This window comes from Thalassotalea euphylliae (assembly GCF_003390395.1).
GTDB lineage: Bacteria > Pseudomonadota > Gammaproteobacteria > Enterobacterales > Alteromonadaceae > Thalassotalea_F > Thalassotalea_F euphylliae_C.
In genome coordinates this window covers 3,737,418-3,754,016 of record NZ_QUOV01000001.1, presented here as the reverse complement: position 1 = coordinate 3,754,016, position 16,599 = coordinate 3,737,418, and the positions used below count along the sequence as shown (strand labels likewise).

General features: G+C 40.1%; 15 protein-coding genes and 2 pseudogenes. 7 read left to right on the top strand and 10 right to left on the bottom strand.

From position 1 onward, the window contains the following. Nucleotides 1-46 precede the first annotated feature (46 nt). The 7 genes from DXX92_RS16425 to DXX92_RS16395 all read right to left on the bottom strand — a co-directional run bounded on the left by DXX92_RS16425 (nt 47) and on the right by DXX92_RS16395 (nt 8,225). Nucleotides 47-3,157, bottom strand: a complete 3,111-nt coding sequence (locus tag DXX92_RS16425; protein ID WP_116001613.1) for an efflux RND transporter permease subunit — start codon at nt 3,155-3,157, stop codon at nt 47-49. Between the two features lie 54 nt (nt 3,158-3,211). After that, nucleotides 3,212-4,126, bottom strand: coding sequence for an efflux RND transporter periplasmic adaptor subunit (locus DXX92_RS16420; protein ID WP_116001611.1), 915 nt, complete (start codon nt 4,124-4,126; stop codon nt 3,212-3,214). A 2-nt stretch (nt 4,127-4,128) separates the two neighbouring features. Continuing rightward, on the bottom strand, nt 4,129-5,457 hold the full coding sequence (locus tag DXX92_RS16415; RefSeq protein WP_211185362.1) for a TolC family protein: 1,329 nt from the start codon (nt 5,455-5,457) through the stop codon (nt 4,129-4,131). Between the two features lie 70 nt (nt 5,458-5,527). Beyond that, on the bottom strand, nt 5,528-5,890 hold the full coding sequence (locus DXX92_RS16410) for a hypothetical protein (protein WP_116001610.1): 363 nt from the start codon (nt 5,888-5,890) through the stop codon (nt 5,528-5,530). A 45-nt stretch (nt 5,891-5,935) separates the two neighbouring features. Continuing rightward, complete coding sequence (locus DXX92_RS16405) at nt 5,936-6,835, bottom strand: cation diffusion facilitator family transporter (protein ID WP_116001609.1); 900 nt, start codon at nt 6,833-6,835, stop codon at nt 5,936-5,938. Further along, nucleotides 6,828-7,556: a transglutaminase-like domain-containing protein gene (locus DXX92_RS16400; RefSeq protein ID WP_116001608.1), complete on the bottom strand. Its 729-nt coding sequence runs from the start codon at nt 7,554-7,556 to the stop codon at nt 6,828-6,830. Before DXX92_RS16400 ends, DXX92_RS16405 begins: the two co-directional genes overlap by 8 nt. Before the next feature lie 12 nt (nt 7,557-7,568). Beyond that, on the bottom strand, nt 7,569-8,225 hold the full coding sequence (locus DXX92_RS16395; RefSeq protein WP_116001606.1) for a cation transporter: 657 nt from the start codon (nt 8,223-8,225) through the stop codon (nt 7,569-7,571). A gap of 82 nt (nt 8,226-8,307) precedes the next feature. Here DXX92_RS16395 and cadR point away from each other — a divergent pair, with 82 nt between their 5' ends. The 7 genes and pseudogenes from cadR to DXX92_RS16360 all read left to right on the top strand — a co-directional run bounded on the left by cadR (nt 8,308) and on the right by DXX92_RS16360 (nt 14,710). After that, nucleotides 8,308-8,697 (top strand): Cd(II)/Pb(II)-responsive transcriptional regulator, encoded by a 390-nt coding sequence (gene cadR / locus DXX92_RS16390; RefSeq protein ID WP_116001604.1) that lies wholly within the window; start codon nt 8,308-8,310, stop codon nt 8,695-8,697. A gap of 129 nt (nt 8,698-8,826) precedes the next feature. Beyond that, nucleotides 8,827-9,396: a recombinase family protein gene (locus tag DXX92_RS16385; RefSeq protein ID WP_116001602.1), complete on the top strand. Its 570-nt coding sequence runs from the start codon at nt 8,827-8,829 to the stop codon at nt 9,394-9,396. 18 nt (nt 9,397-9,414) lie between these two features. Continuing rightward, a complete protein-coding gene (locus tag DXX92_RS16380) occupies nt 9,415-11,175 on the top strand; it encodes a KAP family P-loop NTPase fold protein (RefSeq protein WP_116001600.1) in 1,761 nt (586 codons plus the stop codon). Between the two features lies 1 nt (nt 11,176). Then, the gene (locus tag DXX92_RS16375) at nt 11,177-12,064 is read left to right on the top strand and encodes a hypothetical protein (protein WP_116001598.1); all 888 of its coding nucleotides are present in this window, start codon (nt 11,177-11,179) and stop codon (nt 12,062-12,064) included. Then, nucleotides 12,057-13,391 (top strand): Qat anti-phage system QueC-like protein QatC, encoded by a 1,335-nt coding sequence (gene qatC, locus DXX92_RS16370; RefSeq protein ID WP_116002480.1) that lies wholly within the window; start codon nt 12,057-12,059, stop codon nt 13,389-13,391. Before DXX92_RS16375 ends, qatC begins: the two co-directional genes overlap by 8 nt. Continuing rightward, on the top strand, nt 13,388-14,119 hold the full coding sequence (qatD, locus tag DXX92_RS16365) for a Qat anti-phage system TatD family nuclease QatD (RefSeq protein ID WP_116001596.1): 732 nt from the start codon (nt 13,388-13,390) through the stop codon (nt 14,117-14,119). Before qatC ends, qatD begins: the two co-directional genes overlap by 4 nt. Nucleotides 14,120-14,170: 51 nt before the next feature. Continuing rightward, nucleotides 14,171-14,710 (top strand): annotated as a pseudogene (locus DXX92_RS16360) (manganese efflux pump MntP family protein). 22 nt (nt 14,711-14,732) lie between these two features. On the opposite strand, the pseudogene DXX92_RS19360 reads toward DXX92_RS16360, so the two are convergent. The 3 genes and pseudogenes from DXX92_RS19360 to merC all read right to left on the bottom strand — a co-directional run. Beyond that, nucleotides 14,733-14,864, bottom strand: a pseudogene (locus tag DXX92_RS19360) (GDCCVxC domain-containing (seleno)protein); the annotation flags it as partial. A gap of 10 nt (nt 14,865-14,874) precedes the next feature. Then, nucleotides 14,875-16,052 (bottom strand): IS3 family transposase gene (locus DXX92_RS16355; RefSeq protein WP_115999378.1). Its coding sequence is split into 2 segments (ribosomal slippage): nt 14,875-15,785 and nt 15,785-16,052, totalling 1,179 coding nucleotides; the frame shifts between segments, so codons are not numbered across the junction. A gap of 149 nt (nt 16,053-16,201) precedes the next feature. After that, entirely contained in the window at nt 16,202-16,591 is a 390-nt protein-coding gene (gene merC, locus DXX92_RS16350) for an organomercurial transporter MerC (RefSeq protein WP_116002479.1), read from the bottom strand. Nucleotides 16,592-16,599 lie beyond the last annotated feature (8 nt).

The following is a 16,599-nucleotide window of genomic DNA, read 5'->3' as shown; positions in this document are numbered from 1 at the left end:
ATTAAAAGGCTTCTCTAAAAAATTACGAGAAGCCTTCAAATTAAAGTTAAGATTTGTATTTACTAAAAACAATTCGATAAAGAACAGGCAATACAACTAAAGTTAGTAAAGTTGAGGAAATAATTCCCCCAATCACCACCGTTGCCAATGGCCTCTGAACTTCAGCTCCAGTTCCAACATTTAACGCCATTGGAATGAATCCTAAACTTGCAACCAAAGCGGTCATTAGTACAGGGCGTAGCCTTATAGTTGCGCCTTCGATAATTGAGTTAATTAATTCTCCCGTTTCAAATAATCGCTGTTTAATGAATGACAGCATGACCAGTCCATTTAATACAGCGATACCTGAAAGGGCAATGAACCCAACAGCAGCAGAGATTGAAAGAGGCATGTCTCTTAACCACAAAGCCAATACACCGCCTGTAAGTGCTAAAGGCACACCACTAAATATGATCAGCGCATCTTTTATTGAACTAAACGCTATGACTAGCAGTGTCAAAATGACAAATAATGTGGCAGGAACTACAATGGATAACCTTTGAGTTGCACTCTCAAGTTGCTCAAATGTTCCGCCGTACTCAAGCCAATAACCAGCAGGCAATTCAACATTTTTTTGAATTTTTTGCTGTGCCTCTTGTACGAATGAGCCTAGATCTCGGTTTCTAACATTTGCTGTAACTACAATTCGTCGCTTACCATTTTCTCGGCTTATTTGACTTGGAACCGTCGTATAATTTAACTCTGCAACTTCGCTTACAGGTACGAACTCACCACTACCTGTTGCGATTGGCAAATTACCTAGCTGATCAAGGTTGGCTCTCAACAGCTCTGGATATCTAACTACAATTTCAAATCGACGATCACCTTCGAATATTAACCCTGCGCCTTCACCTGACACGACTGTTTTTAACCAAGATTGTAAGTCGCTTGCATTTAACCCGTATAGCGCTAGTGCTTCAGGCTTGGGGTTAACGGTAAATATAGGCACGTCATCAACTTGTTCAAGCCGCGCATCAGCAACACCTGAAATGGTATTGAGTGTAGTCAAAATTTCTTGTGCAGAGCTGACAAGTTGGGATAGATCATCACCGTAGAGCTTAATCCCCAAATCAGCTCTTACTCCGCTAATTAATTCGTTAAATCGCATCTGAATTGGTTGAGTAAACTCATAATTATTGCCGGGAATGGAACTGAGATCTTTTTCCAGTCTTTCAACAAAATCCGCTTTTGTTAAATTGGGGTTGGGCCATTGCTCTCTAGGCTTTAATATCAGAAAAGTATCAGTCACATTTGGCGGCATCGCGTCTGTCGCCACTTCTGCTGTGCCCGTTTTTGAAAACACCGTAACAACTTCATCATATTTCACAATTTGTTGTTCAAGTATCTTCTGCATTTCTACAGCTTGGTCAATACCCGTGCCCGGAATACGCATCGCGTGCAGTGCAATGTCACCTTCATTAAGTTGAGGAACAAATTCAGATCCTAATTTACTACCAAGTAATATGCTAAATGTCACAAGTAAAGCAGCGCCGCAAACAACTAGCCAACGTAGTTTTAAAGCCCACTTCAAAACCGGACGATATACTGACTTAGCACCGACAATTATCGGACTTTCTTTTTCGCTGATTTTGCCTTTCAAGAATAAAGCAACCGCAGCGGGGACGAGTGTGAAGGTAAATACCATTGCAGACAATAGAGCGATGATCACCGTTGCGGCCATCGGATGAAACATTTTGCCCTCTACACCCGTCAAGGTAAACAAAGGCACATAGACAATCGTTATGATCAATACGCCAAAAACACTAGGTCGTATTACCTCATTGGTAGCAGAATAAACAATGTCTAGCCGTTCTTTCAGAGAAATGACTGAACCATTTCGTTTTTGGCTTTCTGCTAAGCGCCGAATGCAGTTCTCAACGATGATTACCGCTCCATCGACAATTAATCCAAAATCCAAAGCTCCCAAACTCATTAAATTCGCAGAGACCTTGCTTTGAACCATGCCCGTGATTGTTGCCAACATTGCCAAAGGAATGACTGCGGCAGTAATTAGAGCGGCTCTTATATTACCTAGTAATAGGAACAATACGAAGATAACTAACAACGCGCCTTCAATGAGATTTTTCTGTACGGTGCTAATTGCTTTGTCAACCAGAGTTGTCCTGTCATATAAGGGAACTATTGACACTCCTTGAGGTAAGCTATTTTGAATTTCACTAAGCTTGTCGCCAACAGCCAAAGCCACTGAGCGTGAATTTTCTCCTACCAGCATCATTGCTGTTCCAATCACACTTTCCTTGCCTTTCAGTGATGCGGCACCAGTCCTAAGCTCTTTTCCGATCGCAACCTCGGAGACATCTTTAACTTTTACAAGTGTGCCGTCGTCGCTTTTAATAATGACGTTTTGGATGTCTTGAATAGATTGCAACTGAGCTTGTGAACGAACAAGAATTTGCTGTCCGCTTCTTTCGATGAATCCAGCCCCTTGATTTGCATTATTTCGCATTATTGCATTTGATAGCGCTTCACTGGTAACACCGAAGTGCAACATCTTTAACGGATCAGGATTGATATGGTATTGCTTTTTATAGCCACCAATTGCATTGATTTCCGTAATCCCTTTAACCAATGCAAGTTGTGGTTTCACTACCCAGTCATGGATCTCCCTTAACGCCATCGCATCATAGGGTAGGCCACTATTCTGCTTTGCACTTTCGTCGGCAGTTAAACTGTACATGTATATTTCGCCGAGGCCCGTAGCAATTGGCCCCATTTCTGGTTCAATGCCAAACGGTAGTTGCTCCTTAATTGCGCTAAGTCGCTCATTGATTAGGTTTCTGGCAAAATACAAATCTGTGCCTTCTTCAAATACAACAGTCACTTGCGACAGGCCATATCGAGAAAGTGAACGGGTATAATCCAGCTTAGGTAAACCCGCCAAGCCTGTTTCGACGATAAACGTGATCCGTTGCTCTGTTTCCAACGGTGAATAACCTTGAGCTTGCGTGTTTATTTGTACCTGTACATTGGTTATATCTGGCACAGCATCAATAGGTAGCTTCTGATAGTTCCACATTCCTAAAGCGATGATAAACAACGCCATTAGCAACATAGTGCCACGTCTACGGATAGATAATTCTAGTATCCAAGCGATCATATTTTCACCTCGATAATACTGAAGCCAATATGAAGTGGATAAAAAGGTCGGAGTTTAGTGTTCATGCCCAGCCTCCGATTTTTTTAGATCAGCAACTAGCAGATAACTGTTCTTTACAACCACACTTTCGCCGACGTTCAAACCGTCGATGATAGCAATATTGATAGCGTCTGAAGCGCCAGTTTTTACGGCGCTAGGGTGGTATTCATTGCCTTCTTTAATAAAAACAACATCATTACCTTCAAACTCTTGAATGGCTTCTTTTGGCACAACAACTGGAGCAGAGTGTTGACTGGTCGTAACCGCACCTTTAATTACAGTGCCAAGCGGCCAGTTATTCGTTTTGTTACCTAACTTTACAAATGCCAACGAATAAGGCTTGTTGTTTAGTGATGGTGTTAAATAGCTAATTTGCGCACTTTGATTAAATTCAGTGCTTTGGATTAGCACCTGCTGGTTAGTGTTAATTTTACTAAGCTGAGTAGGAAATACAGATAGCTGTGCCCAAATCACGTCAAAGTTGGCTATTGTCAGCAAGTTTTCACCATTTGTAAGTTCGCCAATATTTGCCTGCCTAGCGACTATACGTCCAGACATTGGTGCTTTTATCGAATATTGATTTAAGCTTTCATTGGATTCAATGACGACCAACGTTTCACCTTTTTTAACCTCTTCTCCGAGATTAACTTTTACTTCCTTAATAACACCATCGAATCTCGCGTTAACATGTGCAAGTGATGCTGGATCGGCAACGATTTTTCCATATACAACTTCTTCGTTACGAATAACACCGCTAGTTGCTGCTACTGTTTCAATGCCATTTTGTTTAGCCATTTCAGCAGACATGGACACAAATTCATCTTCGTGTTCTTCACTGGCTGAAGTCGTGATGGAGGTGAAACCAATTACAGCAACAAGCACTAATTTGAAAAGGCTGATTGGTGAATTTAATATTTTTTTCTTTTTCATGATTAATTCTCAATAAAGCTTGAAAGTTGGCTTTCTGTATTGCCGGAAGAAATTAATGGAATGCCTGATAAGGACTCGATGGAGGCGCTTTGTTTGTGAACCTCACTTGCGGCAAAAATAAGCGCGTATTGCATATCAATAAGCTCTTTTTGAACTGAAACAAGCTCCAAATAACTAAATCGCCCGTCCGAATAGGCTTTTTGAACTAATGACAAAGCACTTTCTTGTGGTGGAATTATATTGGTTTGTAAGGTTTCAACTGTAAGGCGAGCCTCTTCTTGAGCCGCATATAATGTCGCCAATTGGCTGTAAATTGCTCGCTCACTGGCTTTCCTTTGCTGCTCAACTTCATCAAGTTTTGCTTTTTGAGATTGATAATTGCCTCTGTTTCTATCACTCGTAAATAGAGGGACGCTAATTCCTGCAACTAACGCAGTATCATTGCTACCTTCAAGTCTTTTTACACCTGCGCTCCACGTTATATTAGCGCGACTTTGCGTGTTGATTGACTGTAATTGAGCTTGCTGAATTCTCGATTGCTCTGCATAAGCTAATATATGAGGACTTTGAGAAAGTTGAGCCATGATGTAATCGAGCGATATTGTTTTGGGAAATGCAAATAAATCGCCTGATACACGAGAGAATTGCGGTGATTGCTCTCCCCACAGAATAGCTAACTTACGAATACTGGCCTCTAATTGCTTGGCAATGGTTAGTGTCTTTAATCTAGCTGTTGCCAGAGCAGCTTCAGCTCGTTTTTGCTCTGATGACGGTGCTGAACCAACACGAACTTTTTTGGAGACAGTTTGATAGGTTTCTCGTGCTAGCTTTTCTGCATTTTCATTGACAAGCATGACTTGTTGTAAGGTCAAAGCATCGATATAGCGAACTGCTACTTCACCCAAAATATCGAGTGTTTGTATTCTTTTTTCAACAGCTATAGCTTGCTGTTGGGCATTAACATAAAACTTTCTGCTATTTACCTTATCTCCCAATTCCACCACGGAAGATATTGATAAGGTTAATTCAGCGTCGTTGAATCCAGATACATCGCCTGTACCTGCAAAGTTTTCCAATTCAACACTGATGTTATATTCAGGTTTTAATCCTGCGGTAGCTAACTCGCCGTCTAAGCGCTTTTGTTTGTATTCAAAAGCTGTTAGCTGAGGGTTGTTTGCAAGTGTTCGTTGTATCGCGTCTGATAATGAAACTGAATCAACGGATAAGTCATTTGCAACTACGTTATTGGTTGTCACTAAAAATGACAACATAAGCAACCGTTTTACTTTCTTCCAAGCAAGCACGGCAGCCTTAAAATAAGACATATTCATATTTTGTCCTGTTTATTTTTTTGAAACGAGCGTTGGCTTTACCGCCTAACGCGCCAATTAAATAAAAGGACTAACTTTTGGGAGGTCGAAGTAATCTGGAAGGGGGAGCTTCAATGACTACTTTTAAATAATCAAATAGCTGACTTGATTTGAAATCTATGTTTCCACTGATGTAAATATGCGTAGCAAACTGAACATGCGAGCCATTGCAGTGTCCGCAATGATGACAGTCAGCAGGGTTGTGTTGGTCATTATCTGCTGATGAATGTGCTAATTGTTCAGAAGAAATATGGTCATCTAAAGCATGAACATGCTCGGTTTTTATATGCTCGGAATCAACAATATGAACATCCGCAACTTTTGCCACAGCAGAAAATGACTGAAGTAATATCAGCACTATCATGATGTATGCAGGAAATTGTTTAATATTCATTTCGTTTCAACTATCTCTTAGTTATGTCAATGTTAACACTATCGATTAGCTTGCGTCACGACATGGCTCGTTCATAAACTCAATCTCAATTGTTGTATGAGCAAAATCAAACTCTTTAAGCTCATGCTGTAACTCTAGTTTGTACGATTTCAGTTCTTCGTTAGATATTTCAGTGTTTAAAACAATATGAGCGGTCAAAACGTTGTTTTCACCATCAAGTGACCAGATGTGCAAGTGATGTACTTCACCCACAATGGCTTTAGACACTATTTTCGATTTAATACTTTTAATAAGCTCAATATCTGGTGTCGCTTGCAAGAACAGCATAAGTGTCGATTTTAATGTTCTTACAACGTTAAATAAAATAAAAAGAGTAAAACAAATCGATAAAATAGGGTCGAGTATAGGCCACTCAACAAACATCAATACAATTGATACGATAAAAATAGCTATCCAGCCTAAAACGTCTTCAAGTAAGTGCCAGTTTAAAACTCGTTCATTTAGGGTCTTTCCATGACTTAGCTTATAGGCAGCGTAACCGTTAACAACCATGCCAAAAATAGCTAATAAGAGCATTCCTTCGACTTGAGGCATTTCGGGGTTAGCCAATCTTGGTATAGCTTCAATTAGTATAAAAATAGAACCAACAGTTAATACCAAGCCGTTAATCAATGCGCCAAGTAAAGAAAAGCGTTTGTAACCATATGAAAACTGGCTAGAGGCAGGTTTGTTACTAAGCTTATTTAATCCCCATGCGGTGCCTATGGAAATGCTATCTCCTAAATCATGGATTGCATCTGCCATGATTGCCGTACTATTGGTTAACCAACCTCCGATAAATTCGATGATGGTAAACGTGAGGTTGAGAAAAAAAGCCCAGCCAATACGCCTCGAAGCGTCCTCATCATTGTGAGAGTGATTATGACCGTGAGAGTGGCTATGCATGTTGAGCCTCAGCGTTTACATTTTTTCCTCTAAGCCTTTGTACATTCCAATTAATGATATGGCGGATAAAGATTTGGTACGCCCAACGTTTTATACCCGTTAGATTGGTTCCCTGCTCAGCATAGAATGCATCGGGTGAATCATATAGGCCAAAGTCGTCATGTATGCCTTCTTTTTGGATATAAGTATCTTTCCCTGCCCAGTTAGTCTCTGGGTTACTTATGCAGGTAGTAGCGATGCCATAACCACAAAAACTATCTTTAGCTTGACTGAATTTGGATTGAATTGAACTTAGATAAGCTTCGTCGAGAATAAAGCCTTCTAAATTGATCCACTCACCATTAAAGAAAACTTCAACCCAGCTATGGATAATGTATTTAGGGGCAAGCCAAAATACATAAGAGGGAATAGCGCCTTTCTGAAGCTGTTGGTCAATCGTGAAGCCATGAAATCGGCACTGAATACCAAGCGCCCGTAATAGAGCCATTAACAAGTTTCCCTTTGTATTGCACTGTCCATAGCCATCAGCTAAAACTTCACTTGCTGCTATATCATCGCTGCGGTTGTAACCGAACTGAATTTCATCTTTAACAAAGGTGTAAGCAGCTCCAATCTTGTTGTACTCATCCAAAGCTTGCCAATTTCGCTCCGCTATTACCGATTGGATGCAGTGATCATCAAAATCTATTATTTGTGTTTTCTCTAAATAATTAGCACTCATTATTAATCTCCTTTAAGAACATGATTTTGATTTACTTCCACTACAGCTATTGTTTTCGCTTGTTAACTCTGCGTTGCTCAGCTCTTTCTTCGCATCAGTAATAATCAGGTAAGCCCCTCTTAAAATTAGGGTTGCAATCACACTACCTATCACAATGTCAGGCCAGCGTGAATCAATTAGCATCACCAAAACACCAGCAGCAATTACGCCCATGTTTGCGATCACATCGTTGGCTGAAAATATCCAGCTTGCACGCATATGCACTTCACCATTGTTATGCTTTCTGATTAAAACTAAACAAATAACGTTTGCTACTAATGCAATAAAACCAAAGCCGATCATGAACCAAGAGTGAGGCTCACCTGCTCCGATTATTCTTCTTACTATGTCAAAGATTATCAGTAGTCCAAGTGTAAGCTGAAAGTAACCGCTGATAAGGGCTGCATTGGCTTTATGCTTTAAAGATCGACTTACTGCATACAGAGCAATACCATAGACAATTGCATCAGCCAGCATATCCATTGAATCTGCTATCAAAGCCGTTGAATTTGCATATAGGCCCACAGTAATCTCAACGCAGAACATAACCGCATTAATACCGAGCAACCAATACAGCACATATTTTTGTTTCGCATCTTTTAGTTCGACTTCGCAACCACAACCACTCATTACACGGCCTTAGTTATTTGTTTAATAATTCAACTATAAAGTCTATAGTGACTATAGAGTCAAGCTTTAGGACTAAAGTTTTATGAAAATAGGTGAACTTTCAAAAACGACAGGGTGTTCGATACAAACAATTCGGTATTACGAGAAAGAAGGGTTGCTTTCAACTCCTGAACGTACTGAAGGGAATTACAGGTTATACGGTGAACGGGCTTTAAAAGAGTTAGAGTTTATAAAGCATTGCCGAAGTTTGGATATCCCTCTAACAGATGTTAAACGCCTTATAGAACTGAAAAATAAGCCAGAAGAAAGCTGTGCAAGTGTTAATAAGCTCATTGCTCAACAATTGGCCTTAGTTAACAATCGAATGAGAGAACTCAAAGCACTAAAAGCTGAGCTTCAACAAATGGCAAGTTCGTGTACAACTGAAAACACCGTTGAAGCGTGCGGAATAATTAAGTCACTTGATAGTTAGAATTGTCATTTATTTCACTTTTTATGTGAACGAATTTTGGTATTAAGTTTCGTTCATGTACGAATTTCATTTGGTCGACTTTCGTTCACTTGTTTGGTAAGGTGTACGAAAGGTACAGGTTTCGTACATATGAAAGTTGGTTTTGCAAGAGTCTCAACTAAAGAACAAGATTTGAATGTTCAACTGTCCAAGTTGGACGCTTACGGCTGTGAAAAAATATTCCAAGGGAAACAGTCTGGTGCTTCAGTTAGAAATGAAGAAAAGCTAAAGGAACTCATCGATTTTATCAGGGAAGGTGATGAAGTTATTGTTACTCGCCTCGACCGTTTGGGACGGTCGTTAAAATCTATTCTTGAGGCAATTGAAAGCATCCATAAGAAAGGTGCTTGTCTAAATATTATCGACGGTTCTCTTAATACTAAAAATGATAACCCGTTTGCTACCGCCATGATCAACCTATGTGGGGTATTCGCTCAACTTGAGCGGGATCTTATAAAAGCTAGAACGGCAGAAGGTCGTGAAGAAGCGAAAGCTAAAGGCAAGCATATGGGCAGATTGCCTGCACTGTCAGACAAGCAAGCGAAAGAATTATATAAAGATAAATTAAATGGTGAGTCAATCTCAGCATTAGCAAAAAAATATTCTGTTAGCCGACCTACGGTTCACCGTACTTTAGAAAGAATGGAACAAAAGAAATAATAAATAAAAGGAGATGTTATGTGGTCTGATAAAGAATCAAAAATTGATTTCTTAAATTTTAATGAAACGGCTGAGTCGATTAAAGATCTTATAACTGAAAAGGAATTAATGCCTATTAGCATTGGTGTCTTTGGGGATTGGGGCGCAGGAAAATCTACCATTCTTGAACTTACCAAAGCATCTTTGGAAACTGATGAACAAGAATATATCCAAGTGCATTTTGATGCATGGACTTTCCAAGGATACGATGATGCGAAAGCTGCGCTATTAGAAACAATCGCATCGACTTTAGTTAAAAAAGCAGCAGACGATAAAAACCTAAGTGCAAAAGCAAAAGAGTTTGCTGGACGAATAGATAAGATCAGACTAATGGGGCTATTAATGGATGGTGGTGCAGCATTAGCGGGTATACCAACTATGGGTGGTATACAGAAGTTTATGGGATTATTCAGTGGAGGTGATGATGGTGAACTGGATGTTGCTGATGTAAAGGATGCTGTGGACGGTGCTAAAGATGTTGCTAAGAAAAACAAAGGTCTAATCAAAGATAAGAAATCGTTCTCCCCCCCTAAAGAAATTAAAGAATTCCGAAAGGCATATTCAGATCTGCTAAAGGAGTTTGATAAACCACTTATTGTCTATGTCGATAATTTAGATCGCTGTTCTCCATTTAATGCCATTTCAACACTTGAGGCGATCAGATTATTTCTGTTTTTACCAAATACCGCATTTGTTATTGCCGCCGATGAAGACATGATCCGCTTGGCAGTACCTGAATATCACAAAGGTGCATCTCAACGACATCAAACTGATTATTTAGACAAGCTTATTCAAATTCCTGTGCATGTGCCAAGACCCGGAGTTCTTGAAATAAGGGCATATTTAATGATGCTCACCGCCCAAGATCACGGCGTTACCGATGCTCAGTTAGAAGCGATAAGGTGTGCCCTTGAAGAGTCATTAAGGCTGTCGTGGAAACAGCCACAAATTACCGTTGATGAGCTACTTCAAGATCACGCTATCGAAAAGCATTCAGAACTCAGAAGTAAATTTGTAGTTGCTGAACAGTTAGCTCCACTATTAGCCGAATCCACAAACATTAACGGCAACCCTCGCATTGTTAAGCGATTACTTAATCAAGTTAAGATGAGAAAGAAAACCGCTCACCGTCGAGGAATGCAGCTAGATGAAAAAACCATCACTAAGCTGGTGATTTTTGAGAGGTGCTTAGGTACTCAGGCTACCAACAAGCTTTATGAATTAATTGATAAGGAAAACGGATATCCAAAAGTATTAGCAGATCTCGAAAATTCAGAAGTCGAATTTGACGAAATTAAGTTACCTGAAGAGTGGAAACTCGACCTAGCTTTTATTGATAAATGGTCAAAATTACCTCCAATGTTTACTGAGATGGATTTGACTCCGGCGGCGTACCTGAGTCGAGAAAGCATTCCAATGGGCGCTGTTAATGCGGTAATGTCGGGAGCTGCTCAAAAACTCGTAGAAGAATTAATGAAGCAAAAGGTAAGGGTTAGTGGCGTTAACTCTACTGCGATTACCACAACTCCGAAGGAAGAATACATGTCAGTCATGGATGGTTTGATTGAAAACTTTAAGTTGATTGGTGATTGGACTGAAAGACCAACAGGCATCTATGGAGCCGTTCTACTTGCCAAGCAGGATGATAAATGTTGCTTAAGTCTTCTTACATTTTTAAAAAGCTTGCCTCGCCAAAGATGGCTTAATCCAATTTTAAAAGAACTAGAGGGAACTAAGTAATATGGGTACGTCCGCTTCGTCAACAGGACCAAATAACAAAAGTCCACTCATTCCATCTTGGGCAGAGCAAGGAGATACCGTCACAATAGAACCTGCATCAGGTACTGATGGGGATGATCAAACTGGCTCTGACAATAATCAAGCAGATGATCAAAATGACAATAGTAACGATATAGACAATGACAAGGTTCAACAAGAAATCGGTGGTTCACCTACAGCAACGCCGCCTCCAAATAGGTTTGCCAGTGCCAGAAGAGCATTTGGTAAATATGCTCAAACAGGTGGCTCAACCTCAGATCTTAGGCGTTCATTAAAAAGTTATTCTAGAAAAGGCTCTGGCGGAGGTAAAAGCACCAGTCGGAGACTAGCAAGTGGCATAACTGCTGGTTCTGGATTGCTTGGTGTCATGCGTGGCGACACCGTAACGATTAATAATCAAAGCTTATCCTTAGGTGATTTAACGGGGTTATCGACTGACCAAGCAATTGACAAAATTGCTAGTCATTTAGCACCTGATAATGCCGATTCGGATGCTGTTAGAGTTGCATTAGACTATGCGTTAGAAGAAGCATTACCCGATACTGAAGAATTTGACCCAAACAGTTTTACTGACGAAGTTATTCAAGAAGCCATAGGCTGTTATTTAACAGATCTTATTTTTCAGGATGTGGTTGAAGGCATGGGCAGAGCTTGGTTCCATGTTGAGCCTGCAAGCAAGCATCATCAAATGGAAGTTGAATTAAGGGAATTAATAAAAGTGATCACACAAGAGCAGTTAGACAAAGTAACTAATGGCAACCCCAGTACTATTAGCAAAGAAAATATTACTAAAATTCAAGCAGATGCTATTGCCATGACGGTTGATGAATGGGAGAGCTTTGATGACTAATTTTTATTTTAACCATGACCCAGCTAACTTGCCTGATTTTTCTGATGATTGTCATCCTGTCCAGATGTTCCATACGCATCAAAATGACATCACTAAACACAGCTTAGTGTCAAAACAATTACTACAAACAGTTCGTGATTTAGGATTGAATGTAGATGCTGATGCAATAGATCTGATAACAATTGCAACCGCCGTTACCGCCGCTGATACATTTGAATTGAGGGATAATGCAGAAAATGCATGGGCTAGAAAAATGCATTTGCATGTTCCTGTTACAGATGAGGATATGTGGAATACTGTTGAACCTGAACTTAGCTCATTGCTTAACTTTCTTACAGGCGATAAATGGCAATTTACGTTTGAAAAAACAACTATGCCGATGCCTGCTCCTAAAAAAAGTGAGCAAGCAAAAGCAAAGGCAAAATCACTAATAGGACTCAACTCAGTCTGCCTTTTTTCTGGAGGTCTTGATAGCGCAGTTGGTGCAATTGATATTTTAAACGGAAAGTCAGACTTAAAACCGCTTTTGGTTAGTCACGCTTATCGTGGTGATGGCGCTAAACAGGAAGATATTAAGCAATTATTATCCCCGCCATTCGGCGAATTGTCCTATTCAATGTCTCCTCATATTATTAAGCATTTAGAAGGTAAAACTGACATAAGCATGAGGGGAAGAAGCTTCAACTTCCTAGCTATGGCGGTACTTGGTATATCAGCCTTAAGAAATGCTAATTGCGATAGCAGTATTGAAACTATTGTCGTCCCAGAGAATGGCTATATTTCTATAAATCCACCGCTTACCAGAAGACGGATTGGTAGCCATAGTACCAGAACTACACACCCGAATTTTCTAAGCAGATTTGAATCTTTGCTAAAAGATACCGGGTTCCACGTCAAATTTGTTAACCCTTATCAATTCAAAACTAAAGGTGAAATGTTAGCGGAATGTGTTGATCAAGACGCAATTAGAAAAGCCGTTCCCCTGAGTGTTTCATGTAGTCATTGGCACAGAGAGCATAAACAGTGTGGGCATTGTGTGCCTTGCCTTATTCGAAGAGCGTCAGTTTTTCATGCTGGTTTTACACAAGATGCGCCATACAAAACAAAGCGGTTGAAAGGGCTTATCAAAGAAAAAGATACTCGTGATGATCTGCAAGCGGTTCAAACGGCCATTATTAGATTGAAACAGACTGATAATTATCGTTCTTGGTTACGAATGTCGGGGCCGATACCGCAAGCTAAACATATAAGAGAAAAATTAGAATCAACTATTAAGCGAGGATTAGCAGAGGTTGAATTATTTCTCCAAGCGGACAAATCGTCATGATGGATCTTCATTGCCATGTTGATTTATATCCAGATCATCAAGAGGTATTGAACGACATAAAAAGCAGTAATTATTACGTGCTATCAGTAACTACGGTGCCTTCAGCATTTGAAGGTACTGTCCAGTTAACAAGTGGTATAAAACACTGTAAAACGGCTTTGGGGCTGCACCCTCAACTTGCTCATCTAAGAAAAAATGAATTAGCACTATTCGATAAGCTAGTTGATAGAACTAGATATATTGGAGAAATTGGACTCGATGGCTCGAAAGGTTACGCTGATTACTTTGATGATCAATTAGAGGTTTTCACGCATATTCTAAAAAAATGTGAAGGCTTTGATGACAAAATACTAACCATCCATAGCCTTAACGCGGTTGGTGAAGTGCTTGAACAACTTAAGTTACATCCCAATGCTGGTACTTCTATTCTTCATTGGTTTTTAGGTACTAAGAAGCAAGTTATAGAAGCCGTCGAGCTAGGCTGTTTCTTTTCTATTGGGCCAGCCATGCTAACTTCAGCCAGAGCTAAAAAAGTAATATCGTGGATACCTCAGGATAGAGTTCTACTCGAAACTGATGGACCTTTCGCCAAAGTGGCGGGGAATATTCTGTTTCCTTCAAGTGTTGGCACTGTTACTGAATATCTGGCTGAAATTTGGTGTAAAAATAAGGCTTCGATAATTGAAAAATTGTCAGTAAATCTTAGGTGTTTAACATCAGTCAAGTAACTCATTATACGTCACGTAATCTTATAACAATTTTATTCAGGTTTAATCGGTTTGTTTGAAGTATTTGTGTTAGCTATAGCACTCAGTATGGACGCGTTTGCAGTATCCATAGGTTTAGGTTCTAAAAAAGTAGTAAATGCTGAAAAGCTTTTTTTAAAAGCCGCTGCTTACTTTGGTTTTTTCCAAGGCTTCATGCCTATTTTAGGCTATTTCAGCGGTAAAGGATTATCATCTTGGATTGAAGATTATGCACCTTGGATAGCTTTTATTTTGCTATTATTTATCGGTGGCTAAATGATTTATGAGTCCCTATCCGAAGGAATTGAAGAAGATATTGCGAAAGTTACTCATCGGGTGCTACTTGTTCTCGCTATAGCTACCAGTATTGATGCTATGGCCGCAGGTTATGCAATCACTTTGCTTGAGGTAGATATACTCTTAGCCTGCCTAATAATAGGTATCACGACGTTTGCTTTTAGCTGGATTGGAGTGAATATCGGCGAAAAAAGTGGTGTATGGTTAGAATCTAAAGCAGAACTCTTTGGTGGTTTAGTGTTAATCGCAATCGCATTTAAAGTATTAATTGGCTAACACTGAACCACCGAAAATTAGGCTACTTACCTGAGCAACATGAATTGCCCTCTTGTATAGGAGGGCACTTTACTGTTCCATAAGAGCAATAAACGCAACAATCACCTTTTAACGGTTTAAGTAGTGCTTTACAGCTTTCGCATTCGTAATACCATTTGTAGTGGTCAACTTAAATTGGCCACGGTTTTGTATTCAAGCCAGTATCTTTTCTCTGACTCATTTGGGGTTAAACCAGCATTGTAGTGATGCGGCCTAACTGAGCTGTAATAACCAACAATATAATGTGTTATTTCAGCTCTAGCTTCAGTAAAGGAACGGTAACCCGTTGTGGGTATCCATTCTGTTTTTAAACTTCTAAAGAATCGCTCCATCGGGCTATTATCCCAACAATTACCACGGCGACTCATGCTTTGCTTTATCTGACAACGCCATAGCAATTGACGGTAGCTTCGGCTGGTGTAATGCGTCCCTTGGTCGCTATGGAACATCACACCTTTAGGCTTACCACGCATCTCATAAGCCATCATCAGTGCTTTGCTCGTCAATGCTGTATCAGGCGATAGTGACATTGCCCAACCAATCGGTTTTCTCGCAAATAAATCAATAACAACTGCTAAATAAGCCCAGCGATTGCCAACCCAGATATACGTAACATCACCGCACCAAACCTGATTCGGCTTAACCACATCAAACTGCTGATTGAGATGGTTAGGTGTCGCCACATGCTCTTGATTTGCTTTTCTATAACGGTGCTTCGGTAACTGGCAACTCACCAAGCCTAAACGTTTCATATAGCCTGTCGCCCTGAAACGTGAAATATCATAGCCACGGTCTATCGCTATCGTGGATATTGTACGAGAACCCGCTGAGCCATTACTTTCACGGTGGATTTGCTTAACGACAGCGATTTCTTTTAATTGCTTGCTATTCGGCTTCTTAGAGCGCTTATTCCAATACTTAAAGCTACTGCGATGAACATTAAATGTTTGGCAAATGGTGAATTCCGCATAGCTCTCTTTGAGTCGTTTAATTAGTTTAAATTGTTCATCGAGTCCGACATCAAGAGAGCGGTAGCCTTTTTTAGAATTTCCTTTTCTAATTCAATGCGTTTTATCTTTTTCTCAAGCTCTTTAATCTTACACTGCTCTGGTGTCATTGGGCTGGCTTTGCTGGTGATGCCTTTGCGTTCATTACGAAGCTGACGCACCCACTTATCCATTGTCGACTTACCAACGCTCATCGCTTCTGCTGCTTCTCGAACGGAATAACCTTGATCAACAACTAATTGAGCAGCTTCTAATCGAAATTCTGGTGTGAAATTACGTTTGCCTGTTCTTGTCATTTTGTCACCTAATCAATTTTATGAGGTGATGATACCACCTCTAACTAGGTGGCCAAATTTGTTATACCACTACAATTGGCAAGCGTTTGTAGGCATGGATTCAACTTTGCTAAATCCACATTCAGGGCAAGTTATCTTAGATTCTAACTCTATGCCTTGCATACTGGTTCCTTAACGGGCTTAACAATATCTAAAACAGACATAACGACCATCCAGATGATCCCAAAATAAAATAGATAAGTGCTCCAATTGTACTGCCACAAAGGGTACAGGGTTAACAATACAGCAATTGGGCCAATGACACTTAAAATGCCTCTTACCACATGCTTATGTTGATACCAATTATAGAAATTAACTAACAACGCTAGTGAAGCAAACAAGGGCAATAAGGTGTTAACAGCTATTCCTTCAAAATGTGAAAGAAAACCTAACCCAAGAGCAGATGCCAATGAGCCTAGCGCAGGAAAACATGCTGTGCAGCTAAGGGCGGCTAGCCAAACGCCACTAGAGCCTACTTTATCTAGAATTTTATTGATCATAACTATCC